Origin of the sequence: Psychrobacter sanguinis, from assembly GCF_020736705.1 — a bacterium.
GTDB classification, from domain to species: domain Bacteria; phylum Pseudomonadota; class Gammaproteobacteria; order Pseudomonadales; family Moraxellaceae; genus Psychrobacter; species Psychrobacter sanguinis.
The window spans coordinates 3,117,285-3,143,930 of sequence record NZ_CP085990.1 but is presented as its reverse complement, the minus strand read 5'-3'; the positions used below and the strand labels follow the sequence as shown (position 1 = coordinate 3,143,930).

22 protein-coding genes and 1 riboswitch are annotated in these 26,646 nt (G+C 41.8%); of the genes, 14 read left to right on the top strand and 8 right to left on the bottom strand.

What is annotated here, in order from left to right:
* Positions 1–378 precede the first annotated feature (378 nt).
* The gene (locus LK453_RS13205) at positions 379–2,121 is read left to right on the top strand and encodes a glutamine--tRNA ligase/YqeY domain fusion protein (protein ID WP_201536034.1); all 1,743 of its coding nucleotides are present in this window, start codon (positions 379–381) and stop codon (positions 2,119–2,121) included.
* 111 nt (positions 2,122–2,232) lie between these two features.
* Here LK453_RS13205 and LK453_RS13200 read toward each other — a convergent pair whose 3' ends face one another.
* Positions 2,233–3,888: an aminotransferase class I/II-fold pyridoxal phosphate-dependent enzyme gene (locus tag LK453_RS13200; RefSeq protein ID WP_201541544.1), complete on the bottom strand. Its 1,656-nt coding sequence runs from the start codon at positions 3,886–3,888 to the stop codon at positions 2,233–2,235.
* A gap of 620 nt (positions 3,889–4,508) precedes the next feature.
* On the opposite strand from LK453_RS13200, the gene msrB reads away from it, so the two are divergent.
* The 13 genes from msrB to radA all read left to right on the top strand — a co-directional run bounded on the left by msrB (position 4,509) and on the right by radA (position 17,272).
* Complete coding sequence (msrB, locus tag LK453_RS13195; protein WP_201536883.1) at positions 4,509–4,928, top strand: peptide-methionine (R)-S-oxide reductase MsrB; 420 nt, start codon at positions 4,509–4,511, stop codon at positions 4,926–4,928.
* Positions 4,929–5,026: 98 nt separating this feature from the next.
* Entirely contained in the window at positions 5,027–5,506 is a 480-nt protein-coding gene (locus LK453_RS13190) for a glutathione peroxidase (protein WP_201536886.1), read from the top strand.
* A gap of 162 nt (positions 5,507–5,668) precedes the next feature.
* On the top strand, positions 5,669–6,265 hold the full coding sequence (locus tag LK453_RS13185) for a 6-pyruvoyl trahydropterin synthase family protein (protein WP_201536890.1): 597 nt from the start codon (positions 5,669–5,671) through the stop codon (positions 6,263–6,265).
* A 120-nt stretch (positions 6,266–6,385) separates the two neighbouring features.
* Positions 6,386–6,868, top strand: a complete 483-nt coding sequence (tsaE, locus tag LK453_RS13180) for a tRNA (adenosine(37)-N6)-threonylcarbamoyltransferase complex ATPase subunit type 1 TsaE (protein ID WP_201536905.1) — start codon at positions 6,386–6,388, stop codon at positions 6,866–6,868.
* Between the two features lie 171 nt (positions 6,869–7,039).
* The gene (gene mutL, locus LK453_RS13175; protein WP_201536919.1) at positions 7,040–8,983 is read left to right on the top strand and encodes a DNA mismatch repair endonuclease MutL; all 1,944 of its coding nucleotides are present in this window, start codon (positions 7,040–7,042) and stop codon (positions 8,981–8,983) included.
* 109 nt (positions 8,984–9,092) lie between these two features.
* A complete protein-coding gene (gene miaA / locus LK453_RS13170; protein WP_227674339.1) occupies positions 9,093–10,229 on the top strand; it encodes a tRNA (adenosine(37)-N6)-dimethylallyltransferase MiaA in 1,137 nt (378 codons plus the stop codon).
* Positions 10,230–10,546: 317 nt separating this feature from the next.
* A complete protein-coding gene (gene hfq / locus LK453_RS13165; protein WP_007393877.1) occupies positions 10,547–11,146 on the top strand; it encodes an RNA chaperone Hfq in 600 nt (199 codons plus the stop codon).
* 418 nt (positions 11,147–11,564) lie between these two features.
* Positions 11,565–12,563, top strand: a complete 999-nt coding sequence (locus LK453_RS13160; protein ID WP_007393876.1) for a KpsF/GutQ family sugar-phosphate isomerase — start codon at positions 11,565–11,567, stop codon at positions 12,561–12,563.
* 56 nt (positions 12,564–12,619) lie between these two features.
* Positions 12,620–13,147 (top strand): KdsC family phosphatase, encoded by a 528-nt coding sequence (locus tag LK453_RS13155; RefSeq protein WP_201527703.1) that lies wholly within the window; start codon positions 12,620–12,622, stop codon positions 13,145–13,147.
* 68 nt (positions 13,148–13,215) lie between these two features.
* Complete coding sequence (gene lptC / locus LK453_RS13150) at positions 13,216–13,803, top strand: LPS export ABC transporter periplasmic protein LptC (protein ID WP_201536922.1); 588 nt, start codon at positions 13,216–13,218, stop codon at positions 13,801–13,803.
* Between the two features lie 334 nt (positions 13,804–14,137).
* Positions 14,138–14,611, top strand: coding sequence for a lipopolysaccharide transport periplasmic protein LptA (lptA, locus tag LK453_RS13145; RefSeq protein WP_044298136.1), 474 nt, complete (start codon positions 14,138–14,140; stop codon positions 14,609–14,611).
* Positions 14,612–14,716: 105 nt separating this feature from the next.
* Complete coding sequence (lptB, locus tag LK453_RS13140) at positions 14,717–15,460, top strand: LPS export ABC transporter ATP-binding protein (protein ID WP_044298135.1); 744 nt, start codon at positions 14,717–14,719, stop codon at positions 15,458–15,460.
* Positions 15,461–15,835: 375 nt separating this feature from the next.
* On the top strand, positions 15,836–17,272 hold the full coding sequence (gene radA / locus LK453_RS13135; protein WP_201541542.1) for a DNA repair protein RadA: 1,437 nt from the start codon (positions 15,836–15,838) through the stop codon (positions 17,270–17,272).
* Between the two features lie 101 nt (positions 17,273–17,373).
* Here the strand turns inward: radA and thiD are convergent, their stop codons facing one another.
* From thiD to carA, 7 genes are all read right to left on the bottom strand, one after another.
* Complete coding sequence (gene thiD / locus LK453_RS13130; protein ID WP_201536943.1) at positions 17,374–18,162, bottom strand: bifunctional hydroxymethylpyrimidine kinase/phosphomethylpyrimidine kinase; 789 nt, start codon at positions 18,160–18,162, stop codon at positions 17,374–17,376.
* Positions 18,159–18,920, bottom strand: a complete 762-nt coding sequence (gene thiE / locus LK453_RS13125) for a thiamine phosphate synthase (RefSeq protein WP_201536957.1) — start codon at positions 18,918–18,920, stop codon at positions 18,159–18,161. Before thiE ends, thiD begins: the two co-directional genes overlap by 4 nt.
* Positions 18,917–19,744, bottom strand: a complete 828-nt coding sequence (thiM, locus tag LK453_RS13120) for a hydroxyethylthiazole kinase (protein WP_201536971.1) — start codon at positions 19,742–19,744, stop codon at positions 18,917–18,919. The genes thiE and thiM overlap by 4 nt, the downstream gene beginning before the upstream one ends.
* Positions 19,745–19,821: 77 nt before the next feature.
* A riboswitch (TPP riboswitch) is annotated at positions 19,822–19,910 on the bottom strand.
* Between the two features lie 338 nt (positions 19,911–20,248).
* On the bottom strand, positions 20,249–20,848 hold the full coding sequence (locus LK453_RS13115; RefSeq protein WP_201536974.1) for a septal ring lytic transglycosylase RlpA family protein: 600 nt from the start codon (positions 20,846–20,848) through the stop codon (positions 20,249–20,251).
* A gap of 353 nt (positions 20,849–21,201) precedes the next feature.
* Complete coding sequence (gene greA / locus LK453_RS13110; protein ID WP_007393865.1) at positions 21,202–21,678, bottom strand: transcription elongation factor GreA; 477 nt, start codon at positions 21,676–21,678, stop codon at positions 21,202–21,204.
* 353 nt (positions 21,679–22,031) lie between these two features.
* Positions 22,032–25,304 carry a carbamoyl-phosphate synthase large subunit gene (carB, locus tag LK453_RS13105; protein ID WP_201536997.1) on the bottom strand — a complete coding sequence of 1,091 codons (3,273 nt, stop codon included), beginning with the start codon at positions 25,302–25,304 and terminating at the stop codon, positions 22,032–22,034.
* 63 nt (positions 25,305–25,367) lie between these two features.
* Complete coding sequence (gene carA / locus LK453_RS13100; protein ID WP_201537011.1) at positions 25,368–26,624, bottom strand: glutamine-hydrolyzing carbamoyl-phosphate synthase small subunit; 1,257 nt, start codon at positions 26,622–26,624, stop codon at positions 25,368–25,370.
* Positions 26,625–26,646 lie beyond the last annotated feature (22 nt).

Sequence of the window (26,646 nt, the reverse complement as noted above, 5' to 3'; positions counted from 1 at the left end):
GAATACTCTTAAATTTAAAGGGGTAGTCTAACCTCTTTTTTTTAGATTGTCATGTGTCTAGCTGTTACAGGGCTTAGCTATCTCCCTAAAACAACATCCTTATAGATGCTTGGAATTCAAATGGACCTATTTTTTTATGTCAGCTTTTTTTAACTCAAGCCTGTTTGTTTGAGATAAATGATAACTTCAGAAGTGTTTCATTTGCGATTAAAGGTAATTTGATAACCGTATAGGGTGAGCTACAAAATATATTGTATAAATAGATGAGTGATTATGCTTAGGTTTGTTAGAATAGAGCATTTGTTATTTTTAATCGGCTTTTGATAAGTGCTAAATCGCCTTTTTTATAAGAATTTTTAATGTTAGGAGTAAGGTTTTATGAGCGATGCTGTAAATAAAGAAGAACATGAGAAGAATGACTTTATTCGTCATATCATCCGTGAAGATGTTGCCAACAATAAATACGAGAAAATTATCACTCGATTTCCGCCAGAACCAAACGGCTACTTGCATTTGGGTCATGTGAAATCTATTTGCCTAAACTTCGGCGTTGCCAAAGAATTTGGCGGTATTTGCAACCTACGTTTTGACGATACCAACCCAACCGCTGAAAAGCAGGACTATATTGATAACATCAAAAATGATGTTAAATGGTTAGGGTTTGAGTGGGCAGATGAGCCTTACTATGCGTCAGGCTATTTTGACCAACTGCATGAATGGGCCATTAAATTAATCAAGCAAGGCGATGCCTACGTTGATTTACAAAATCCAGAACAAATCCGTGAGACTCGCGGTTCATTTAATGAGCCAGGTAAGCCGTCACCACAGCGCGATGCAAGCGTAGAAGAGAACTTGCAACGTTTTGAGGACATGAAAAACGGTAAGTACGCTGAGGGCGAAGCGGTATTGCGTACCAAAATCGATATGGCAAGCCCAAATATGAACATGCGTGACCCTGTTATTTACCGAGTAATGCATCAGTCACATCACCAAACGGGCGATAAGTGGTGTATTTACCCTATGTATGACTTTGCTCATCCTTTGTCAGATGCCATTGAAGGGATTACGCATTCAATTTGTACCCTAGAATTTGAAGATCACCGCCCGTTTTATGATTGGGCAGTCGAGAAAGTTGGTGTTGAAGGGGGTATCAAATACCCACCACATCAATATGAGTTCAGCCGTCTAAATGTTGACCATACTATGACCAGTAAGCGTAAGCTTAAGCAGCTGGTTGATGAAGGCATCGTGACAGGCTGGGATGATCCCCGTATGCCAACCATCGCTGGTATGCGTCGCCGTGGTTATACGCCTGAAGGTTTACGCGATTTTTGTGACCGCGTTGGGGTAACCAAGTCTGATAGCGTGGTTGATTTCCGTCTTCTTGAGTTTAGTATCCGTCAGTCGCTTGAAAACACAACGGCCCGTGGAATGGCTGTACTTAAACCATTAAAAGTGACCATTACTAACTTTGCGGAAGCGCTTAGCGAGTGGGAAAGCTTAAAAGATGAGGGCGTTAATGCACGCTGGGATGACGCTGAAAAAACATTATGGATTAACCAGCCTAAGCATCCTAATATTGATATGGGTGAGCGTGAAATCCCGTTCACTGAAACCATCTATATTGACCAAGGTGACTATGAACTTGAGCCACCTAAAGGCTATAAGCGCTTGTCTCCTGAAAAGCCAGAGATTCGTCTACGTAATACCTATGTATTGGCAGTTAGCGAGCATGTGCTAGATGACGCGGGCAATGTGGTGGAATTGAAAGCCACTATTGATAAAACTACCCTAGGTAAAAACCCTGAAGACCGTAAAGTTAAAGGCGTGATTCATTGGGTATCTGCGACCAAAGGTGTCCCTGCTACCGTACGTATGTATGAGCACTTATTTGCGGCAGAAAACCCAAGTGCTGTACCAGACTTACATGATGCCTTAAATCCGAACTCATTAACCGTGCTGAATGCCGTAGTTGAGCCTTCACTGGCTAATGCAGAAGCAGGCAGTCGCTTCCAGTTTGAACGTGAAGGTTATTTTGTAGCAGATGCGGCAGAACACACAACAGACAAGCCTGTGTTTAACCAGATTGTCAGCCTACGTGATAATTATAAACCTGAATAGCGTTTTACTTAATCATTCTAGAAGTAAATTAAAAGCATAAAAAAGGCGCTATATATAGCGCCTTTTTTTTATTTGTTTTTTATTTGCTTCTGATTTGGCTTGAATCAATCGCTAGGCCGTTTTGTCTTGCTTTGCAGTGACCAAATGCTCGGTACCGTATTCTTTACGCTTATTGGCAAAGAATCTGTCTAGTCGGTCCATGGCATCTTCTAAGTCTAATAGGTTGGGTAAGAATACCACTCGGAAGTGATCTGGTGCATCCCAGTTAAAGCCAGTACCTTGAACCATTAAGACTTTTTCTTCAATTAATAGGTCCATCATAAACTGCATGTCATCTTTGATAGGGTAGATACTGCGGTCTAATTTAGGGAAACAGTAAAACGCACCCTGTGGCATGGTGCAAGAAATACCGGGAATGGCATTTAGGCGCTCTACCGCAAGTTGGCGCTGTTTGTATAAACGGCCAGATTCAGAGGTTAAGTCTCGCATGCTTTGATAGCCGCCCATAGCGGTCTGAATAGAGTGCTGAGCAGGCACGTTGGCACACAATCGCATGGAGGCCAACATGTCCAAGCCCTCAATAAAGTCGCTGGCATGATCTTTGTTGCCTGATAGCATCAACCACCCTGCACGGAAGCCCGCAATACGGTGTGATTTTGATAAACCATTGTAAGTCAAAATTAGGACGTCTTGAGCCAAAGTACACATAGGGGTATGTACAGCATCGTCGTACAAAATACGGTCATAAATCTCATCGGCCATCAGAACTAAGTTGTACTCACGTGCCAACTCAATAATCTCTAGCAATACCTCGTTAGAATACAAAGCGCCTGTGGGATTATTGGGGTTAATAACCACGATACCACGTGTTTTGTCAGTAATCTTAGATCGAATATCTTCGATATCAGGCTGCCAGTTGTTGTCTTCATCACAACGATAATGTATTGCATTGCCGCCCGCTAAGTTAGCCGCAGCCGTCCACAGTGGATAGTCTGGCATAGGTATGAGAACTTCATCGCCATCATTCATTAAGGCTTGCATGGTCATCACAATAAGTTCTGACACGCCATTACCCAAATACACGTCACGAACGTCTACCGCAGACAGTAGGCCCTTTGATTGATAGTATTGCAATACCGCCTTTCGGGCGGAGAAAATACCTTGCGAATCAGAATAACCGGTGGCGTTATGAAGGTTTAGAGCCACATCTTGCAAAATTTCATGCGGCGCATCTAAATTAAATGGCGCAGGGTTGCCCACGTTCAATTTTAAAATTCTTTGACCTTGAGCTTCCATCTGCATTGCTGTCTTTAATAAAGGACCACGAATGTCATAGCAGACGTTTTGAAGTTTGTCAGATTTTTTTAGAGGTTTTCGATTGGGGGTAGGGGCTGTATTGGTCATGGTACTGTTACTCGTACTTTGATTAGAAGACTTAGAAGAAGTTGAACGGGTAGGGGTTGTATTAGTAGCGGTCTGAGCTTGCAGGGTTAAAGCTTGAGATTTTGAAGAGTTATTAGAATCAAGCTCTATTAACTCACCGCGCAATAAGTATCCCTCGGAGCAGCCTAAGATATTTGCAAGGGCTGGCAGCTTTGAAGATACGATACCGTTTATGCCACGTTCCCAATTAGAGATGGCACCGCGACTGACTTTCGAGCCGGCGTTGGTCATTGCTGTGGCCAACTGTTCTGCAGTCAGGCCTTTGGCTTTACGCAGCTTATTGAGCCGTTCGCCTTGAGTTTTATAGTCTGATTGCTCATTCATAGCTATTATTCTCTTGGTGGTAATTCTCGTTTTTTAATAAGGGCTATGGTCAATAAAATAAATCAACCAGCTAATGCAAGATATTATTGCAATACGAGTATTTTTACAATAGGTAAAATGCAAGATATACTTGCATTGCAAGTTAGGTTTAATATATTTGGTTAGGTTCAAGGCGTTTTGAAAGACAGGAAACACAATGAAAACAAAGACTTTTAGTAGATACATCTGTCAATATAACGTTGCCTAATTTTATTTTTATAATAATGTAACTAATGATGCAATAAACATAAATACTCTAAACACCAAGACAAATAAGGCGAATGTAGAGTCAAATCTTGAATATTACACTGTAAATATTATGTCAATTTAAATGTAGATTGATTGAAGAAATAAATTTTATCCTCATTAAATAACCTAGAGACCGTAAATCACTAACATAGTCTTACTAGTATTAAGCTTAGAGAATGATAAATACTATAGGTCGCATAACAGGTAAGACGTTGGTTAAATTAAAATAGCGAGTTAAATTAAAGTAAATGTGGCTTTTAATTTAGCCGCTAATGACAAGTAATCAAATTAAGCAGTTAGATAAGTCATAACAAATTAAATAAGGAATATTTATGCAAGATTCACAACTGACAAAAGAAGAAATTGCCCAATTAACTGATTCAGATTGGCGTCAACGTCTGACGGACGAAGAGTATTATGTGTTACGTCAGAAAGGCACCGAACGTCCTTTTACAGGCATTCATAATGATATGAGTGAGCAGGGCGTTTACCGTTGTAAAGGGTGTGGTGCTAAACTGTTTGATTCAAATAATAAGTTTGATGCAGGCTGTGGTTGGCCAAGTTTTGATGCGACTATTGCAGACTCTGCGGTAGAGGAACATTTAGATACGTCGCATGGTATGCGTAGAGTGGAAGTAACTTGTAGTAATTGTGGTGGCCACTTAGGTCATGTCTTTCCAGATGGCCCAAAAGACACAACAGGTATGAGATATTGTATTAACTCTTTATCCATAGATTTAGAGTCAAAGTAGCCTAAGTAGAAGTAGCTTAAGCAAGTGAATAATTCAGTATGTCCAAAACAAAATAAGCAATTAAAACAAGCCAGTTAATCTCAGTCAAGGAAGCAATTATGAGTACCATTTATGATTTTAGTGCCAAAGATTTAAGCGGCAATAATGTTGACTTTAGTGACTTTAAAGACAAAGTATTGTTAATCGTTAATACCGCCAGTAAGTGCGGATTTACCCCTCAGTTTGAGGGTTTAGAGAAGCTGCATCAACAGTACAAAGATCAAGGGTTGGTGGTTATTGGGTTTCCTTGCAATCAATTTGGCAGTCAAGATCCGGGCAGCAATGACGAAATAGGAGCGTTCTGTCAAAAGAACTATGGCGTTGATTTTTTAATGATGGAAAAAATTGATGTTAATGGCAATAATGAGCATCCTTTGTATACCTGGTTAAAAAAGCAAGAAGGTGGATTTTTGACCGATGGTATCAAGTGGAACTTCACTAAGTTTTTGGTCAATCGCCAAGGTAAAGTGGTGGAGCGTTATGCACCGACCACTAAGCCTGAGTCTATTGAGGCTGATATTGTAAAATTATTGGCCTAAGGTTTTCCAAGGCATAACCGTTAGTTAACATTCTATAAAACGGCGTTAAACAATGGGTAACACTTCAAAGTGTTATCCATTTTGTTTTTGGTCAATAGTGTTAAACTATCGGCTATGACCGACATTAATGAATTAATATAAAAGTATTAACGAGAGAAAATCATGCGAATTCGTAAGCTCTTTAAATTTGAAAATGCACATATCGTGCGTAACTGTAGCTCAGACAGATGCAAGCGCTCTATTCATGGGCATAGCTATCAAATTGAGCTCATTTTGCAAGCTGACAGATTAGACAATGGTCAAATGGTTTATGACTTTGGGTTATTGAAGTCCTCTATTAAAGACATTATCGATAGTTTTGATCATGCCATCTGTTTTTGGAACAAAGATGATCCTGAATATATCGAAATGTGTAAAAAATTCAGTGCGCGCTGGATCAGTTTACCAGTTTCGCCTTCTGCAGAGCAGTTCTCACGCGTCATCTTCTTTTGGGCTCAAAGTATTCTTGATCAAACTAAGATGGCCAATGGCGAGGCAGGAGTAAGTGTTTACTCAGTTATCGCTCACGAAACAGCGACAGGCTATGCCCAGTGTTTTGCTGAAGATGTTGCCAATGAGCATATGGGTGTATTGAAGCTAGAAGATTTCGATTTTAGTGAGCAGGTGAAGCAGGGGTGGAGTGACCCACAAATGTATCAAAAACTGCTGTCTGGTGAGACCTTTGTTAATCCTGAAGTGACCATGCAAGTCAAAGCCTAAGCTTTGGTTTAAGTTTTAAGGTCAGTATCAGGATAAGCAAAGTAATAGACATAAATAGGCAAATTGCCCCAACAGATTGAACCTAAATTTAAGACAATAATTGCGCGAGAAATACAGACAATGAGCCACCAAAGTAAATCGCTAATCTTAAAATCTGAAGCCGATACAGAAGCGTTGGCTCAACAACTGGCCAAGGCAACTATCTCTGGTAGTGTTTGGTTGTCTGGAGACTTGGGAGCGGGCAAGACCACGTTGACCCGTTATTGGTTGCGCGCTCTGGGTCATCAAGGTTCAGTCAAAAGTCCTACTTATACTTTGGTAGAGCCTTACGAGCTAGCCGACTCGAATAATTCGTTGATACAGCGGGTTTATCATGCCGACCTATATCGCTTACAAGATCCTGAAGAATTATCATTTATAGGGTTTGAAGAGTATTTAGAGGATGAACAGGCTTTGGTGATTATTGAATGGGCAAGCCGTGCTGAGGAGTATCTACCAGACCCTGTGATGACTATTGATATCACAGTGACAAAAGAGGCAGGCGAGGAGTTTAGACAAGTTCGTATTAGTTATGATGACAGCGTCACATTTATTGAACCCTAATATTCATTGATCCCAGTCTGTATTGAACCGCAGTTTTTTCTTTGCACTGTATCCTAAATATAAGCGTAAGTATCATTATCAGGTATTATGCCCCTCTTGAAATTTCTTAGCTGCTTAGTGTCTAGATTCATCCGACTTTTTTATATTATTTTATATCATTGACTTTGTATTATGACTTTCAGTAATAGCTCGACAGTATTAACAGCAGAGCGCGGACAATCCAGCTCTGTGGTCAGTGAAACGAACCGTATCAAAAAACTGCCCCCCTTATTGGTCAACCAGCTTGCCGCCGGTGAGGTAGTCACGCGTCCTGCTTCTGTGGTAAAAGAGTTGATTGAGAATGCCATTGACGCCGGAGCTAAAAACATTGATATTCGTATTACCCAAGGTGGTATGGGGGTAATTGAAGTCTCTGATGATGGTTGTGGTATTCATCCTGATGACATGATTATGGCGGTAACTCGCTTTGCGACTAGTAAGATTGCGGATGTGGCCCATCTGCAAGGTATTGCCACGTTGGGATTTAGAGGGGAAGCCTTGGCAGCCACCGCAGCCGTATCTAGACTGACATTGACCAGTTGTAGTGATGATAGTGGTATTGGTCGTGAATTAAATGTGGCCGGCATTTTAGACGACACACCAAAGTTGACCCCAGTGGTACATGCTAGGGGCACTACGGTGACGGTTAGGGACCTATATTTTAATGTGCCGGCAAGACGTGGTAACTTGAAATCTATTTCTACTGAATACGCAAACATAGAAATGGTGGTAAAGCAGCTTGCCTTGGTAGCAAGTGACGTGAGTTTTAACCTTTGGCACAATGATAAACGAAGATTTAATTTTGAGTCTATTGGCAGTGCGGATAATAGTAATTATAGTCCTCTTGGGGAACTAACAGCCTCTGAATCGATGTCTTCTGTTCTAAGACAGTCTATTTTAGCTCGATTATTGGCATTGATTCCGACCAGTCACAATCAGGATGAATTATTTAGTGAAAATAATTTACAGCCAATAAACATTAATTTAGAAGGATTGCGTCCGCAGCATTCTTGGAGTGATAGCGGAGTAGAGCCTTTATCCATAAATGGCTTTTTGATTCCCAGTGTTAAAGCACTGGCAAACTCCAGTTATAAACTAATTTATATTAATGGACGACTGGTTAAAGACAGACGCATTGCTCAAAGTATTCGTGACTGTGCTGCCCATTTGCCTGGTATCGATAGTGTAGGCTATGTGCTGTTTTTTAACTTACCCAAGGCGTGGCTAAACCTGAATGTTCATCCTTCAAAACAGTGTATTAAGATACAGAACTTAGCCAATGTGACGGCTCATTTAGAAGTAGGGGTTAGAGACGCTTTAGAGCTTTGGCAACATCGTCAACCTAAGCCGGTGAAGTCTGATTATAGAACTCAGACAACGATGACTCGTAGGACGTCAAGTTATGAGGCCTCAAATTATAAGGGCAAGTCTTCCTTGGTAGCGGAGTCTAATAATCCGCCTCAAATTAAGGAGTCCACAGTAGACTACAAAGTGGATGTTCATCCTAAGGTTGCCCGCTTAACAAATCGTTCTGTTGTCAATGGCTCTGTATCAGACATAGCTTCAAACTCTGTCAATAGCTTGGACCCTATAAAAGGTGCTGATTTATCCTACTTTAAGCCTGTAGCAGCAGATATTGCTACCGATATTAATCAAACAGCTTTAGGCCGTATAAGATGTATGGGAGTGTTGGTCAAAAATGAAATAGCGGAAGAGGCGTGGGAAAAAGCAACGCTCAATACTCAGATTAGGTCTAACACAAATAGTCTGACTGATTCAGAATACTTGGCTTTAATTGAGTTTAATCAAACAGTGTATTTGTTTAGCGAACAAGGCATTCATGAGGCGCTAAACAATAAAGGTGTGTCTTTTTCTGCTACTGGTCTTGATAAGGATGAGTTGCTTGATAGCAGTAGGCTTAATGATGGAAAGATCGAACTAATGGCTTACCTAAATAAAGTACTTGAGCAAACAGTTGGCTTTCCACAGTCCGAGTCTATCAATATGTTGACTAAATATGCCTTTACAGAATTAAGCATAATGACGCTAACCTCCCTTATGCTTGAAAGATTGTAAAACAAATCTTATATATAACTACATAAATTATAAACAATAAATGAGCACATCATTGAAAGAGACGGTTATCATGGTTGAAGCGGCCAATTCAATACAATCATTAACAGATATGACTACAGCAGAGACGCCAACACTTCCAGAAAACTCTGTTGTTTGCCTGATGGCGCCCACTGCTAGTGGTAAAACGTCTCTAGCTTACGAGCTGTATGAAACAGGAAAATTTGAAATTATCTCAGTAGATTCGGCTTTAATTTATAGGGATATGAATATTGGTACCGCTAAGCCGACGCAGGAAGAGCTACATCAATATCCGCATCATCTGGTAGATATTATTGATCCTACTGAAACTTATAGCGTTGCTAACTTTGTAACAGATGTGCAGCAATTAATTAATGACATTCACGGCCGTCATAAAATACCGTTACTTGTGGGCGGTACAATGATGTACTACATGGCATTGTTTGATGGACTGTCTGCCGTGCCTGATACAGATCAGAAAATTCGTGCTGAAGTAGAGCAGTGGCGACAGCAAGACGGTATCGAGGTTTTGCATGAATTTTTACAGCAAGTAGACCCGTTACTTGCTGAGCGCTTACCGTTAGGGGATACACAAAGAATCACCCGAGCAATTGAGGTTTTCAAACAGACTGGCAAGCCCTTGAGTGAGTGGCAGAAGCTACCAAAACAAGCGCTGTCTGATAACCCAAATCAATACTGGTTGGGACTGGCTGTAATGCCAGACCGACCTTGGCTTCATGAGCGTATCGAGCTTCGATTACAGATGATGTGGGAGCAAGGTTTTTTTGAGGAAGTATTAGCACTTTTAGAGCGTTATCAGTTATCAGTAGATATGCCTTCGATGCGCTGTGTGGGTTATAGACAGGTTATAGATTACTTGATATTGACCAATCACCCTGCTGCAAAAAGGATGATTAATAGTGATGAAACTATTGATATCAAAGGGGCGAGTACAAATAGCGTAGATGAGTCAGTCGCTTGTCAAGATATGAAAAATAAGGCATTATATGCGACAAGACAGCTTGCCAAGCGCCAATATACTTGGTTAAGAAACCTAGTATCTACTTTTGATTCATCTAATTCATTGCCTAGTAGTGTCGTTGCCGAACGCGAAGATGTTCAGTTAAACACCTCAGATTTGTCTCCTCATGCTCAAAACCATAATAAGGTGGTTCATGCTTTTTACAGCATCAATGAGGCTAGAGACTATTTAATCTCTAGGCTTTAATGTTATTAATAGGTAACTATTGTCACACAGATTTTTTTAAGCGAAGACGCTTAATGCACCTATCTGTTTATATAAAATTAATAATAGGTTGCTAGAATAGTGGGGCATGTCCTATGTAATATCGAGTCTACATTAATTTTTTAGCATGAAGAGTGAAAAAAATGCTATGGTAAAGGCAATATAACTCTTAGAATCTATCTTTGAAAATAAAACTAATTTATAACGAAACTTAATAGCTATTTTGGATATACAGTATTAATCTAATTACTAATTTGTCATCCATTAATAATAAATTAAAAATTTAGGAGACACACCAGATGTCAAAAGGACAAACATTACAAGATCCGTTTTTGAATTCATTGCGCAAAGATCGAATCCCTGTTTCTATTTTCTTGGTCAATGGCATTAAACTGCAAGGGCAAATCGAATCATTTGATCAATACGTGGTTCTATTAAAAAACACTGTAAGTCAGATGGTCTATAAGCATGCTATCTCTACAGTCGTGCCTGCACGTAATCCACGTAGTAGTGGTGCGGTAACAGGCGGTATTGCTCAGCAGCCTGCAGCAGGATACCAAGGTGGATTTGGAGCAAATCCAGCCGCTTCGAGTGGTTTTGAGCGTAGCACTCCTGGTTTCGAACCAGGTGGGTTTGCCAATAAACGCAGTAGCGGCTTTAACCGTGGTGGTTTTGCAGATCGTGGCTTTAATCAAGAAAGAGGCGGATTCGTTCAAGAACGTGGATTTGGCGTAGAGCGTGGTTTCGAGGGAGATCGTGGCTTTGATTCTGACCGAACTTTTGGGGCCAATCGTCCACCGCATGGCTTTGGTGAGCGCAGTTTTGAGAAACGTGGTTTTGTTTCTCCGCTAGAACAAGACGATGATGATTTAAATAATAACTTCGGTGATGATGAGTAATCAACTAATCCGATGTATTGACTTAAGACTCATTAATTTAAAGCCCTGATGCAGCCTAATTGCAGATTAATTAGGCCTAAAATGAGAGTTAGGTGGTTATTCATACGAGTGTTTTAGACGGCTTCTTTTAGATTTATTTTTTTGTTTAAATTAGTGTTCTCTAAAAGCCAGCTATCCTTATTATCTTTAATAAAACATATTTTAGAAGAACCTGCTGAGTAGCAGGTTTTTTTTATTACTCGAGTATCAATATTATTACATTGAACTTACATCCTACACTGCTCGTAGTGGGGGTTAATATGCTAAACTTAGCGCTAATTATTAATTTTGAACGTTTCTATAAAAAATAGAGCCAATAGACAAAGCTTTTTATAAAAAACGTCTTATCCATAACTATAAAGAAAAGTATTAAAAAATTATGAAAGCAGAGATTCAGCCCCCAACACCTGAGCAATATCTTAAATATGCTACTGATGCGATACGCACTGAGCAAAATGCTTTAGAGTTGTTAATAGAGCAGTTGGATGATAGATTTGTAGAAGCCTGTGAATTAATTCGTAACTGTCAGGGTCGTGTGGTCGTTACCGGGATGGGTAAGTCGGGTCATATTGGTCGTAAAATAGCCGCTACGTTTGCTTCTACAGGGTCACCTGCATTCTTTATGCACCCAGGCGAGGCAGGTCATGGTGATCTGGGCATGTTGGTGGCAGGGGATGTGTTATTGGCTATCTCTAACTCAGGTGAGTCTGACGAAATCAAAACTCTATTACCTGTGGTCAAGCAGCTGTCTATCCCTTTAATCAGTATCAGTCGAGATAGACGAGGTATGCTACCCAAGTCAGCAGATGTGGCATTAACACTAGGTGCGTCCGAAGAAGCCTGTCCATTGGGATTGGCGCCGACTTCAAGTACCACTGCCACTTTGGCTCTTGGTGATGCCATAGCTGTGGCCTTGGTTCACGCCCGCCACTTTACTTCAGAAGACTTTGCATTGTCTCATCCTGCAGGCGCTCTAGGTCGGAAATTATTGATGCGCGTCAGCGACTTAATGCATCAGTCTGAGAAAGATTTAAAATTGCCCTTAGTTTCTACCGATACCAGTTTACATAATGCATTATTTGTCATGACCAATGGTCGTTTAGGTATGGCTGTGGTTGTGGATGATGAAAATAGGGTCGTGGGTATCTTTACCGATGGCGACTTGAGGAGATGTCTAGAGAAACACATTGACCTTGAAACGCCTATGTCTGAGATTATGACGCCCAATCCTAAGCAAGTTTCCAAAACGATGCGTGCCTCTGATGCTCTTAGCTTAATGAATGAAAAAGCAATTAGTCAGTTGTTGATTGTAGACGAAAATCAACAACTAGAAGGGGTGATTAGTATCCATGATTTATTGCACGCTGGGGTTAGCTAAGCGATAAAGGGTAAGCTTAGTTTCTTATTATTTCATATTATAAGCGGAAGGCAATTATGCAAGATTTGGTTCAAGCAGCATCTAAAGTAAAGCTACTGGTATTGGATGTAGATGGTATTTTATCTAATGGTTATATTATTTATGATGCCAATGGGGTGGAAACAAAATGCTTCAACGTAAAAGATGGTATGGGTATTAAGTCGCTTAAACTGGCAGGCGTAAAAACCGCTATTATTACGGGCAGAAGCAGTGCGATGGTCAATCAACGTGCTAAAGAGATGGCTATTGATTATGTGATTCAGGGCCGTGATGATAAGCTTGAAGCCTTGAAGCAACTGCTATTAGATTTGCCTATTGAACTTGAAGAATGTGCTTACATGGGCGATGATTTACCAGACATTAAAGCCCTACAGTCTGTGGGTTTCTCCGCAACAGTACCCAATGCTCACCAAGAAGTTTTGAGTCGAGTAATGATGGTAACCACACGGGTTGGCGGTGAAGGAGCGGTTAGAGAAGTGTGTGATTTAATCTTAAAAGGTCATGGCAAGTATCAAGATTATATTAGCCAGTACGTTCTTGATTAGATTGTGATGGGTTATTGGTTTAAAAAATTCTAATAATTAATCCTATTTTGCGGTTATAAAGAGGTGTAATGAATACCCGGTTTCTCTTCGTAATTTCACTATTAATAGCCATGTTTGCGGTTTGGTTTTATCGCAATCAAGGTGACCTAGACTCTGTCATAAATATGTCTACCACTAATATTGAATATGAAGCTGCCGATATCTTAGCGGTTCAGACCAATGAGGATGGCATAGCGGAGTACTCACTTACTGCAGACAACCTAACCCACTATTCGGACCAAAACTTTGATAAGTTAGTGGCGATGAAGCTAAATTGGCGTCCCAATAACACGCAGAATGTTACAGTTAATGCTGATGAAGCGGTTATGTATCATGAACAATCCAAAGTGGTTATGACCAATAATGTCTTATTTTCTAGTCAAGCAAATGAAAATGGACAAGTGTCAAAACCCCCTTTAAAGTTAGTGGCTTCTGAACTTATTGGTGACTTAGAACAAAAGAAAGTATTCAGTAATAAGCCTATTAAAGTGACTCAAGCGGCTAATAGCTTCGAGTCTTCTAAGTTTGTGGCAGATATGACCACAGGAGATTACGAGTTCTCTAATATTGCGGTTACCTTTATGCCACCTGCTCGTAAAGACGTCCCTTTGTTTTAACAACCGCTTTTTTAACGAGAACTTTTGTGACAAAGCCTTCCAGCAATAAGTTAAATCGATAAGCTAGCAAGCAATAAGTTAGAATAATAAGTTCAGTGTTATATGACTGTTCAGCAAACAACTCATTAATAAACGAATTATTAGTAAATGACCTGGTTAACTAACAAATTGGTAATTTGTTAAGCCATATTTTAGGAACTAAACTGTGAATAAACGCTCTAACACCATAGCGCTAATCAACTCAAAACAATATTCTAAAACCTTCAAAGTAATGGGCTCAAATATGCTAAATTTACCCAGAGTTGCCTTATGTGCTACTGCAGTAATAGCCTCAATGACTTCTTTTTATGCCAATGCATTACCTTCTGATGCTCAGCAACCTATACGCTTATTGGCGGATAAAGCCACTTATAGTGAACGTACTGGAGTAACTTCCTACTCAGGGAATGTAACCATTACTCAGGGGACTTTGAAGCTGGCCGCAGACAATATTACAGTAAACTTATCTGAAGGTCGTAGTATTAATTCAGCCGTTGCGACCGGTCGTCCAGCGACTATGCAACAGGTAGTGACCAAAGAGAAAGGTCTGGCTAGAGGCCAAGCCAATAAGATTGATTATAATGCTCAAAACGGTATTGTGACGTTAACAGGCAATGCAAAATTGACTCAAAATGGTGCCAGTTTTGCTGGTAACGTCATTCGCTATAGTTTAAAAGTGGGCGATGTTGAGGCCACTTCAGGGGGCAGTCAACGTGTTGAATTGATTTTCCCACCTAGCCAGTCAAATAGTCGTACAGGGATTAGATAGACCATGAGTAACTCACAACCAAACCATTCTGACTCACAGCAGCCTGTTCAATCATCGACTCAGCCTACAACGGTAATAGCCCCAAATACGGCTAATTCGCAAGAGATGATTCCTCAGGCTTCAGACACTGCCTTGACCATGCGAAATTTGGCCAAGCGTTACGGTAAACGCTGGGTGGTTAAGGATGTGTCGTTTAGTGTAGAGCCTGGGCAGGTTGTGGGGCTACTGGGACCTAATGGTGCTGGCAAGACCACCAGTTTTTATATGGTGGTAGGCTTGGTCAATATGGACAAAGGGATTGTAAAATTGGGCAATCAGGACTTGTCTAAGTATGCGATGCACGAACGCGCCAGAGCGGGCATTGGTTACTTACCGCAAGAAGCCTCAATTTTCCGTAAACTATCGGTTGAAGATAACATTTTAGCCATTTTGCAGACTCGAAAAGATCTGGATAAAGCGGCGCAAAAGCAACAGCTGGAAAAACTAATTTCTGACTTTAGTCTGGGTCATGTGCGTCATTCGTTAGGTATGAGTGTTTCTGGTGGTGAGCGACGTCGCTGTGAGATTGCTCGAGCATTGGCAGCAGATCCAAAGTTCATTTTGCTTGATGAGCCTTTTGCAGGCGTTGACCCCATATCAGTAAGTGATATCAAAGAAGTGATTATTGCTTTAAAGGATCGAGGCATTGGGGTGCTTATTACCGATCACAACGTCCGTGAGACCTTGGCCATTTGTGAGCATGCTTACATCGTGAGTGAGGGCGCCATTATTGCGCATGGTAGCTCAGAAGAGGTGTTGAATAATACACTGGTGAAAGAGGTCTATCTGGGTAAAGATTTCCAAGTTTAACTCATTTGATATGAGTAAGTTGAAAATGCGGAGATGGCTGGCTGAATTAAGCTGGCCATTTTTTCACCCTAAATTCAGGGTTTATAGTCAAAATGGCTGTGTAGCATTAGCAATGATAACAGCTTTAATACTGGTCTAAGCGAGTGTCTAAGTAACAGCTTCATTAGCTTTCTAGCTCTTTAAATAATTGTTTAATATCTACCTTATTAACTACTTTAATATCTGTCTGAATAACCATTTAAATAACTTTTTAAACAACCATATAAATAACCATATAAATAACTATCTAAATAATCATCTAAATAATCATCTAAATAACTAACTCCATATTGTGTATTAAACCGTTTGTCATATTATCTATAAAGGATACCTATCATGTCCAAATCTAAAAGTAGCTTTGTCTGTCAAAATTGTGGGGCACACTTCGGCAAGTGGTCTGGACAATGCACCGATTGTGGCGAATGGAATACCTTGGTTGAAGCACCTAATGTGTCGATGCCACATCATAAAAAATCCACTAAATCTGTGGCAGCGCCAACTCCGAGTGGCGGAGGAAGCAACAATGACCGTATGAATTACTCAGGCTCACAGAGTGGGGTAGTGACACTTGGCTCGGTTAATGTCACTTTTGACACCAGATTGCCAACTGGTATTAGCGAGTTTGATCGGGTGTTGGGTGGCGGATTAGTCGCCGGTTCAGTGGTACTTATTGGTGGTGATCCAGGGATTGGTAAATCTACCATCCTATTGCAAACAGCGGCCAATATGGCAGACCCTGAATCGTTATCGGGTAGTGCACTTTATGTTACTGGAGAAGAGTCACTGTCACAAGTGGCCATGCGGGCGCAGCGCCTAGGCTTATCTAGTAATCATTTAAAAGTGATGACTGAGACCAACGTTGAGACCATTTGTGCTGCATTAACCCAAGAGCAGCCTGCTGTGGCGATCATAGACTCTATTCAAACTATTTATACCGATGCCATTAACTCGGCACCTGGTGGCGTCAGTCAGATACGTGAGTCTGCCGCCATGCTTACTCGATACGCCAAGCAGACAGGAACAGCTTTATTTCTAGTAGGTCATGTCACCAAAGAAGGAACGCTAGCTGGCCCAAGAGTGTTAGAGCACATGGTGGACACGGTACTGTACTTTGAGGGTCAGTCTGATTCACGCTTTAGAATGATACGGGCGGTAAAAAACCGCTTTGGGGCTGTCAATGAGCTGGGTATCTTTGGTATGACTGATACCGGGCTAAAAGAAGTGGCAAACCCTTCGGCTATTTTCTTAAGTCGCTATGATAAGCCGATCTCAGGTTCGGTAGTGATGGTCAGCCGTGAAGGCACAAGACCGTTATTGGTTGAAGTACAGGCTTTAGTTGATGATTCGTCTGGTCAGCCACGACGTATGGCATTAGGTTTAGATCCACAGCGTCTGGCTATGCTACTGGCGGTTATGCATCGACATGGGGGTATTCATACCAGTGGGCAAGATGTGTACGTCAACGTGGTGGGCGGGGTCAAAGTAATGGAAACAGGTTCAGATTTAGCAGTACTATTGGCCTGTGCTTCTAGTATTAAAGAGAAACCACTCCCGTCATCGCTTGCCGTATTCGGTGAAGTAGGGCTCTCTGGGGAAATTCGTCCAGTACCAAATGGACAAGAACGTCTAAAAGAAGCGATGAAACATGGCTTTACCCATGCTATCGTGCCCAAAGCCAATGCCCCAAAAAGCTTAATGGGGCAATTCAAAGGTATGACGGTGATAACCGCTGACCGGTTGGATGATGCCATAGACAGGGCGTTTGAAATATAAAGAGAGCTGGTCTATATTAACTTCGCTAAAAATATAGTCAAAAAAAGCTTAAATCATTAGGGCAACTAAGATTTAAGCTTTAGGATTCAAGATTTTTCGTATTAATAATACTGATAAAAATGATGCACGGGTCCATGACCTTGACCTACATTTAAAGTATCTGCTTTACTCAAAGCACCTGTCAGGTACTGTTTTGCTTTGTCACAAGCTTGTTCCAAGCTATCGCCTTGACCCCAGAAAGTAGCAATTGCGGCAGAAAGAGTACAACCAGTGCCATGGCTATTTTTGGTAGCAATCCGCTTGCCTTCAAACCAACGGTAGTTATCTGTCACGTACAATAAATCTGGAGAGTCCTGATCACCGGATAGGTGTCCGCCCTTTAAGAAAGTGGGTACTGTCAGACGCTTAGCTTGCTCTAACATCTGTTCTCGATTAGAAGCCTCAGTGACCCCTAATAAATCGGCAGCTTCCGGTAGGTTGGGAGTGATCAGCCCTACTTGAGGTAATAAAATGTCTCTAAGTGCAGCAACGGCTTCACTGTCTAACAGTCTATCGCCACTCTTAGCCACCATCACTGGGTCTAATACGACTTTACTGGGTTTATACATTTTTAAGGCATCAGCAACACACTGAATAACCTCAGCGTTACCTAACATACCGATTTTGACCGCATCCACTTCCACGTCACAAAAGACGGAATCAATTTGAGCGCGAATCATATCAACGGGCATCATTTGTATTTTTTGTACCCCTTGAGTATTTTGGGCCACGACCGCCGTGATAACACTCATGGCGTAGCTGCCATTGGCACTAATGGCCTTGATATCAGCTTGAATGCCCGCCCCACCGGTACAGTCAGTACCTGCAATGGTCAACGTATTGGTAATCATCTTAAGGCTCCTTTGTGTTCGGCTAATAATAGTTGTGCGGCAAGTTTGGGGTTTTCAGCTGCGCAGATGGCAGAGACTACGGCAATACCGTCGCAGCTTGTGTCATATACTTTAGGTGCATTAGTCAAATTAATGCCGCCAATGGCCACGGTAGGTAAGTGACTAGCTTGAGCCAGTACGTTCAAACCCTTTATACCTATGGGGCTCGCATGATCAGGTTTGGTAGAGGTGGCAAATACGGGACCTAGACCAAAATAATCAAGTTCAGACAAATAGTTATTATGGGCATGCTCCAACTGAGCAAGGGTATTAATCGATAAACCAAGCCAAGCCTCAGGTCCTAGTATTTGACGTGCTTCACTGACGCTAAGATCCCCTTGACCTATATGAGCGCCATCAAGACTGGCTTTTTTGGCAATGGACACTCTATCATTAATGATTAAGGGCACCCGTCCTGCAATCGCTTCTTTTAGCTCACACGCTATTTTATAAAGTTGATCGTCATTAGCCTGCTTATCACGTAGCTGTACAAAGCTGACGCCACCCTCAATGGCCTTACAAACGGTTTCGATTAAACCTAAGCGTTGACACATGACGCTATCAGTCACTAGATAAAGTTTAAGCGATGAGCCCTCCTTATTAAGTAAGCGTTGAGGGCTAGATAGGCTCTGAGAACTAGATAACCCATGAGGGCTTGAAAAGCTTTGAGGGTTCTCAATGTCAGGAGTAGGGTTATAAGTGTTGGTTTTGCTGGTCATGATCGGGTTACTCTTGAATTTTCGACTAAGGTATCTACGTCTAGGTTATATAAAGCATCCAAAAAATTAACGTAAAAGCTACCAGGCCCAGTTGCAGTAGTGGCAGCGATTTCGCCGGCTTGACCGTAGTAACATAAGGCAGTGGTAGCTGCATTTAGTAATAGGTGGTTATTAGACTTATTGTCTTCTGTTTTTGAGGTATTAGCCCCGATAAACCCACCTATTAATGCGGTCAAGGCACAACCTAAAGCAGTCACTTGGGTCATCATTGGGTGACCATGATCAACCGAGTAGCTTTGACTGCCGTCTGTGACCCAGTCTATAGCCCCAGTAACTACTACCACTTTTGCATATTGGGTGAGTTGTTGCGCGGCTTCTTTGGCTCTCTCCACGCTGTCACCACTATCTGTGCCTTTAGTACGACTGTGCATACCTGCCAATGCGAGTATCTCGGAGGCATTGCCTCGAATCACATCAGGCTTGAGCTTTAACAGTTCAGTGCAGGCACGTTGACGAAACTGGGTAGCGCCTACGGCGACAGGGTCTAATATCCAAGGAATATGGCGGGTATGAGCAATCTCTGCAGTGATCAGCATGCTTTGCAACATTGGCTCAGTCAGGGTGCCGATATTTAATGAAAGGGCTGCAGCAAGCTTGACGAACTCAGGGGCTTCATTAAGGTCGTGTACCATGGCTGGTGAGGCCCCAGCAGCCAATAGAATATTTGCCACCGTATTATGGGCCACATCATTGGTCATATTATGGACCAATGGGGCGGTGTTTTTGAAGGCAGTAAAACAAGAATGGATAACTTGAGGTTGCATTTTCCCTCCATATGGACAAAGAGGGCGCTAGAAACACACAGCAACACAGTAGAGAGGGGAGGTAAAAATTAGGACTACTGCAACTGCTATACACTCCCTACGCCAGTATAATCTGGATCAGGTTCAAAGGGTTCTTCTCAGCCTAGGGGCGCCCCTGTGAATAACATAAAACCTTTTAGCTAAAACATCATAACTAACTTGCTGCTCAATCACAAGTTTCATGCTTTAGGTATTGAGTGTTCAGCCATTCATTAAATCTTCATGTTATTGTGTCACTTTAAGATTAAAGCCATAAAAAATCATTCATAGAAGTAAGTCATAGAAAAAATTTCTGAAATACGAGCCGTAAAGTACAGGCTATAAAGTACAGACCAAAAAAAAGACCTGCAATGCAGATCTTTTTATATCCATACTCAACAGTTGAGTAGGCAGAGTGTTAACAGTCCAAATAATAAATGTAACTATTATCTTATCTAATATCTAAAAAAATGTATAGTAACTAGATTAAGGCGAGCCCACTCTTTCAATAGTAACGTTGGCAATGCCGCGGCTCACTAAGCCAATTTGTTTGGCAGCTGCATAAGACAAGTCTAACATGCGGTTACTGTGGTAAGGACCACGATCGTTTACTTTTACCACAACGCTCTTACCATTACCTTTGTTGGTTACTCTTAGGTAGGTGTTAAAAGGAAGAGAAGGGTGAGCTGCGGTTAAAGAGTTCATATCAAAGCGTTCACCACTGGCAGTTTTTCTACCGTGGAATTTACCACCGTACCAAGAGGCACTACCACTTTGTTTGAATTTATTTACTGCATTTGAAGCCACTAAGGTCAAGTGTGACAAAACATCGTCGTTATCTTGACTGGCTTTGCTAGAACCTTTGGCGCTAATTAATGAGCTATTGGTAGAAAGTGTAGAAGGTTCAAAAGAAGTCTGTAGTAAAGAAGTTGGTTGGTTTTGTTTACGTGCTAACTCATTGAGGACGCTGTCGATATCGCTTGAGCTTTTGACGCTGATAGTTTGCTTTGATTCAGTAGCGTGAGCTAGATTAGTAGCTCCTACCATGCAAGCTAATGCACATAAAGCTGATGAGAATTTCTTCATAATTGCCTCGTAAGCATTTATCTAATGTAATGGAGCCACAAAAGATCATGCATTTACTATTAAAATAATACGTAATTAAAAACTTAATTAACAAAGTAAGGGGGTTAATGAATACTTGCTTCGATTATCAATAATCGCTGTAAAACTATAAGTGACAAAGATACACACCAAGTGTCACATTTTGATTTACCAATGTAGTGGTTTTGTAACTTAACATTAATTAAGCACTACATGCAAGTGACGATTGAGTTCAATATCACAACAATTATCGTTAATATTGGCTTACAACTGCTGTAAATATTGAACTCTAGCGGAAAGAGGAGGGAGGATAAATAATTATTAAGATTCAATAATTATTGATAAATAACTTCGATGATTTCAAACTCAACCACACCACTAGGTGTCTCAATACGTGCCTCATCGCCTTCAGATTTACCAATTAAGCCACGAGCGATAGGAGAGTTAACCGAGATTTTATTATTTTTAAAATCTGCTTCATCATCACCAACGATTTGATAGCGTTTCTGTTCTTCAGTGTCTAAGTTTTCAATCACTACCGTTACGCCAAAAACAACACGACCTTCACGAGGTAATGTTGTTGGATCAATGACTTGAGCGCCTGAAAGTTTGGCTTCGATATCACGAATACGCGCTTCACAAAAACCTTGCTGCTCACGAGCCGCATGATATTCAGCATTTTCTTTTAAGTCGCCATGCTCGCGAGCTTCTGCAATTGATGCAGTAATACGGGGACGATCCACAGTCTTAAGTTGCTTAAGTTCTGCCTCTAACGCAGCATGTCCTTGCGGAGTCATAGGGTAACGTTGCATATCATCTTCCTCATATACATAAATAGATGAACAAATAAATAAAAAAACACCCCAACACCCTAGGTCTAGGGTGCTGTAAGTGCGATAGTTTGGGCTGGTTTTCTATTGTAGTAGTGCGAACACCGCCACAAAGTATTTACAATTACGGGACTAAAAATAGCCAGTAGCTTATAACAAAAATTGCTAACCGAAGCTTTCGATTAGCAATTCATAAAATAATTTGGGTTTTTAACCCCAGTATCAGGGTGTTAAATTAGCCGATATAAAGTGAATCCACTGTTAACATTAAGCCATTATAAGGGTTTCGTCCACTCTATATCGCTAATTTTTGTTACATGGCTCTGGATAGCCTATTATTTGGCTGCCGCTTGAGCTTGCTCATGTAATGTTTGTAATTTATATACTTCAAAAGGCAAGTCGATGGCATAAGACTTACAAACGGCATCTGCTGCCCCTAAAGTAGTCACATAGAATACTTTGCTTTGTAAGGCATTACGGCGAATTGAGAAAGAGTCTTCTTGCGCTTGTTTGCCCTCTGTTGTGTTGATGATAAGGTCAATCTCACCATTTTTCAAGGCATCTACTACATGAGGACGGCCTTCTGTCACTTTGTTAATGCGCTTACACTCGATGCCTTTTTCGGTCAGATACTGCTCAGTACCTGCGGTAGCAACAATCTTGAAGCCATAATCGATTAACTGTTGAGCAACGGCCACAATACCAGGCTTATCGCTATCACGTACTGAAATAAAGACGGTCTTGGTTTCGCCTTCTTTAGGCAGACCTGGTAGACGCTCGTTAGTACCGATGATGCCTTTATAGAACGCTTCACCAAAGGTTTTACCAATGCCCATTACTTCACCAGTAGACTTCATTTCTGGACTTAGAATAGGGTCTACACCTGGGAATTTAGCAAATGGGAATACCGATTCTTTTACCGCGAAGAAAGAAGGCTTAATTTCCTTAGTGAAATTCTGATCTTGTAGCGATTGGCCAGCCATACAGCGGGCTGCTATTTGTGCCAATGAGGTGCCAATACATTTAGACACGAAAGGCACAGTACGGGCAGCGCGTGGGTTCACTTCTAGAATATAAACGGTACCATCTTTCACAGCGAACTGAACGTTCATTAAGCCGACAACCCCAAGCTCTTTCGCCATAGCGATGGTTTGAGCACGCATCTCATCACAAATTTCTTCTGATAGAGAGTAAGGTGGCAATGAACACGCTGAGTCGCCTGAGTGAACACCGGCTTGCTCAATGTGCTGCATAATACCGCCGATAACCACTTCATTGCCATCGCTGACACAGTCAACGTCGACTTCAATGGCATCATCTAAGAAGCGATCAAGTAGCACAGGTGCTTCATTAGAGGCTTGTACGGCAGTGCGTAGATAATGCTTAAGCTCTTCTTCGTTATAGACGATTTCCATTGCGCGGCCGCCCAATACATACGAAGGACGCACCACTAAAGGATAGCCAACGTCTTTGGCTTTAACTAAGCCATCTTCCATGCTAGTGGCTAAAGCATTAGGTGGCTGAATGAGATTCAATTGATGAATCATATGCTGGAAGCGCTCACGGTCTTCGGCACGGTCGATAGCATCAGGTGAGGTACCAATGATGTTTACCCCAGCGGCTTCTAAACTACGCGCAAGTTTTAGAGGCGTCTGACCACCGAATTGAACAATAACACCGTCTGGATTCTCGATACGAACGATTTCTAACACATCTTCAAGGGTAATCGACTCGAAATATAGGCGATCAGAGGTGTCATAATCGGTTGAAACCGTTTCTGGGTTACAGTTGACCATAATGGTTTCATAGCCATCTTCACGCATAGCAAGTGCGGCGTGTACACAGCAGTAATCAAACTCAATGCCTTGACCGATACGGTTTGGACCGCCACCGATAACCATGATTTTCTTGTTATTGGTTGGGTTAGCTTCACACTCTTCGTCATAGGTAGAGTACATATAGGCGGTAGAGGTGGCAAACTCAGCAGCGCAAGTGTCCACACGCTTATACACTGGGTATACTTCCAAATCCCAACGTTTTTTACGTAATTGCTTTTGTGATACGCCCAATAGTTTGGCCAAACGTAAGTCTGATAAACCTTTACGCTTGAACTTACGTAGGTTATTGGCGTTTAGTCCACCGAAGCCCAATAGCCTAACTTGCTCTTCAGTATTAACGATATCTTCAATCTGAACCAAGAACCACGGATCAATATTGGTATAGCCAAACACTTCTTCTACGCTAAATCCTAAGCGAAAAGCATCTGCGATGTAGAAGATACGCTCAGGAGTAGGTACCGTTAGGCGCTGTTTAATCTCAGATTTAACTTTCTCTTCGCTAATTTTACCGGCTTTTAAGGCAGCAAAATCAATCTGTTCATCAAAGCCATCAGCACCGGTTTCTAGGCCGCGTAAGGCTTTGTGCATAGACTCTTGGAAGTTACGACCAATCGCCATGACTTCGCCCACAGATTTCATCTGAGTCGATAAGATGTTGTCTGCTTGTGGGAATTTCTCGAAGTTAAAACGAGGAATCTTAGTCACAACATAATCGATTGATGGTTCAAAGCTGGCTGGTGTTTTGCCACCAGTAATGTCGTTTTGAAGCTCATCTAAGGTATAACCTACTGCTAATTTGGCAGCGATTTTAGCAATTGGGAAACCAGTTGCTTTAGAGGCTAGGGCAGATGAGCGAGACACACGAGGGTTCATCTCAATCACGACCATACGACCAGTTTTTGGGTTCACCCCAAACTGTACGTTAGATCCGCCTGTTTCTACACCGATTTCACGAAGTACTGCCAATGAGGCGTTACGCATGATTTGATATTCTTTATCAGTCAGCGTCTGAGCCGGGGCTACAGTGATTGAGTCACCAGTGTGCACACCCATTGGGTCAAAGTTTTCAATCGAGCAGATGATGATACAGTTGTCGTTTTTGTCACGAACCACTTCCATCTCATACTCTTTCCAGCCAATTAACGATTCGTCAATCAACAACTGGTGAGTAGGCGATAAATCAAAACCACGCTCACAGATTTCAATGAATTCATCGCGGTTGTAAGCAATACCGCCCCCTGAACCGCCCATGGTGAAAGAGGGGCGAATAATACAAGGGAAACCAAGCTTGGCTTGAATCTCGAAAGCTTGCTCCATAGTCTCAGCAATTTCTGCACGAGGACATTCAAGACCGATACGTTTCATAGCTTGGTCAAACAAGTCTCGGTCTTCCGCCATTTCAATGGCGTCTTTACTGGCCCCGATTAGTTCAACATTGTATTTTTTAAGTACGCCGTTTTTGTCTAGGTCTAAGGCGCAGTTCAAAGCAGTCTGACCGCCCATAGTTGGTAAAATAGCGTCTGGGCGCTCTTTATCGATAATTTGCTCAACAGTTTGCCAAGTAATCGGTTCGATGTAAGTGGCATCCGCCATTGTTGGGTCAGTCATAATGGTGGCTGGGTTTGAGTTAACTAGGATAACTCGATAGCCTTCTTCACGAAGAGCTTTACATGCTTGAGCGCCAGAGTAATCAAACTCACAAGCTTGGCCGATGACGATAGGGCCTGCGCCAATGATTAGAATGCTTTTGATATCGGTACGTTTTGGCATAAGTCTCTCTTTTATATAATTAGTTCTGCGTAGGGTCTTTAGCAATCAGATTAAAAGGGCGTTTTAAGCTTGTTTATTTTGTTCCATCATCGCTGCGAATCTATCAAATAAAGATGATGACTCGTTAGGACCAGGGCTAGCCTCAGGGTGTCCTTGGAAGCTAAATACTGGTTTATTGGTCAGCTCAATACCTTGGTTAGTCCCATCAAATAAAGAGCGGTGTGTCGCTTTAATGTTTGCAGGTAAAGTGGCTTCATCGATAGCAAAGCCATGGTTTTGGCTAGTAATCATCACTACTTTTGAGTCTAAATCTTGAACAGGGTGGTTGGCACCATGATGGCCTGTTTTCATTTTCATGGTTTTGGCACCACTCGCCAAACCGATGATTTGGTGACCCAAACAAATACCAAAGGTTGGAATATCAGTTTGTTCGATAATATGACGTACGTTTTCGATCGCGTAGTCACAAGCAGCAGGATCGCCAGGGCCGTTTGATAAGAATATACCGTCTGGATTCATTGCTAATACATCGGCAATAGGGGTCTGCGCATGTACCACAGTCACTTTACAGCCTCTATCGACCAACATACGCAAGATATTGGTTTTAGTACCAAAGTCATATGCTACGACATTGAATTTATGATCGATATGCTCGCCAAGCTTTTTGTAATAGCCGCCAGTGTCGCTATCAGTCACACCATGGACACCGCGGTCTGCAAGTTCCCAAGTACCTTCAGTCCACTCAAAACCATTGGCATTAGAGCATTCTTTTGCAAGGTCCATACCTTCTAGTCCCACAAACTCATTGGCCAGTTTGATGGCATTTTCGATATCTGAGTCAGTGATTGTTTCACCGTTTGAGGCCGTCATGATACAGCCGTTCTGTGAGCCTTTTTCACGAAGAATACGGGTCAATTTGCGGGTATCAATTTCTGCAATGGCCACGGTGTCTTGACGTTTTAGATAATCGGCCAAGCTCTCCGAGCTACGGAAGTTTGAAGTGGTCATAGTGGCGTCACGGATGACCAAACCTTCTGCCCAAACTTGGTGCTTCTGGTTAATGTCACCTGATTCAGCATCTTCTGTGTTGGTACCCGTATTACCGATGTGAGGATAGGTTAGCGTCACAATTTGCTTGGCATAACTGGGATCAGTTAGGATTTCTTGGTACCCAGTCATTGAAGTATTAAACACCACTTCACCAACGCGACTACCTGCTGCACCGATAGAGATGCCACGGAAGATGCTGCCATCCGCTAAAGCTAAAATTGCCTCGACTTCATTAGAGATATTATGTGTTGTGTCTTGGTGTACGCCCATATTCCTACCCTTTTAATTCGTG

Coding starts and splice junctions, on each gene's coding strand:
- LK453_RS13205 (WP_201536034.1), top strand. CDS start 379: ATGAGCGATGCTGTAAATAAAGAAGAACATGAGAAGAATGACTTTATT.
- LK453_RS13200 (WP_201541544.1), bottom strand. CDS start 3,888: ATGAATGAGCAATCAGACTATAAAACTCAAGGCGAACGGCTCAATAAG.
- msrB (WP_201536883.1), top strand. CDS start 4,509: ATGCAAGATTCACAACTGACAAAAGAAGAAATTGCCCAATTAACTGAT.
- LK453_RS13190 (WP_201536886.1), top strand. CDS start 5,027: ATGAGTACCATTTATGATTTTAGTGCCAAAGATTTAAGCGGCAATAAT.
- LK453_RS13185 (WP_201536890.1), top strand. CDS start 5,669: ATGCGAATTCGTAAGCTCTTTAAATTTGAAAATGCACATATCGTGCGT.
- tsaE (WP_201536905.1), top strand. CDS start 6,386: ATGAGCCACCAAAGTAAATCGCTAATCTTAAAATCTGAAGCCGATACA.
- mutL (WP_201536919.1), top strand. CDS start 7,040: ATGACTTTCAGTAATAGCTCGACAGTATTAACAGCAGAGCGCGGACAA.
- miaA (WP_227674339.1), top strand. CDS start 9,093: ATGACTACAGCAGAGACGCCAACACTTCCAGAAAACTCTGTTGTTTGC.
- hfq (WP_007393877.1), top strand. CDS start 10,547: ATGTCAAAAGGACAAACATTACAAGATCCGTTTTTGAATTCATTGCGC.
- LK453_RS13160 (WP_007393876.1), top strand. CDS start 11,565: ATGAAAGCAGAGATTCAGCCCCCAACACCTGAGCAATATCTTAAATAT.
- LK453_RS13155 (WP_201527703.1), top strand. CDS start 12,620: ATGCAAGATTTGGTTCAAGCAGCATCTAAAGTAAAGCTACTGGTATTG.
- lptC (WP_201536922.1), top strand. CDS start 13,216: ATGAATACCCGGTTTCTCTTCGTAATTTCACTATTAATAGCCATGTTT.
- lptA (WP_044298136.1), top strand. CDS start 14,138: ATGACTTCTTTTTATGCCAATGCATTACCTTCTGATGCTCAGCAACCT.
- lptB (WP_044298135.1), top strand. CDS start 14,717: ATGATTCCTCAGGCTTCAGACACTGCCTTGACCATGCGAAATTTGGCC.
- radA (WP_201541542.1), top strand. CDS start 15,836: ATGTCCAAATCTAAAAGTAGCTTTGTCTGTCAAAATTGTGGGGCACAC.
- thiD (WP_201536943.1), bottom strand. CDS start 18,162: ATGATTACCAATACGTTGACCATTGCAGGTACTGACTGTACCGGTGGG.
- thiE (WP_201536957.1), bottom strand. CDS start 18,920: ATGACCAGCAAAACCAACACTTATAACCCTACTCCTGACATTGAGAAC.
- thiM (WP_201536971.1), bottom strand. CDS start 19,744: ATGCAACCTCAAGTTATCCATTCTTGTTTTACTGCCTTCAAAAACACC.
- LK453_RS13115 (WP_201536974.1), bottom strand. CDS start 20,848: ATGAAGAAATTCTCATCAGCTTTATGTGCATTAGCTTGCATGGTAGGA.
- greA (WP_007393865.1), bottom strand. CDS start 21,678: ATGCAACGTTACCCTATGACTCCGCAAGGACATGCTGCGTTAGAGGCA.
- carB (WP_201536997.1), bottom strand. CDS start 25,304: ATGCCAAAACGTACCGATATCAAAAGCATTCTAATCATTGGCGCAGGC.
- carA (WP_201537011.1), bottom strand. CDS start 26,624: ATGGGCGTACACCAAGACACAACACATAATATCTCTAATGAAGTCGAG.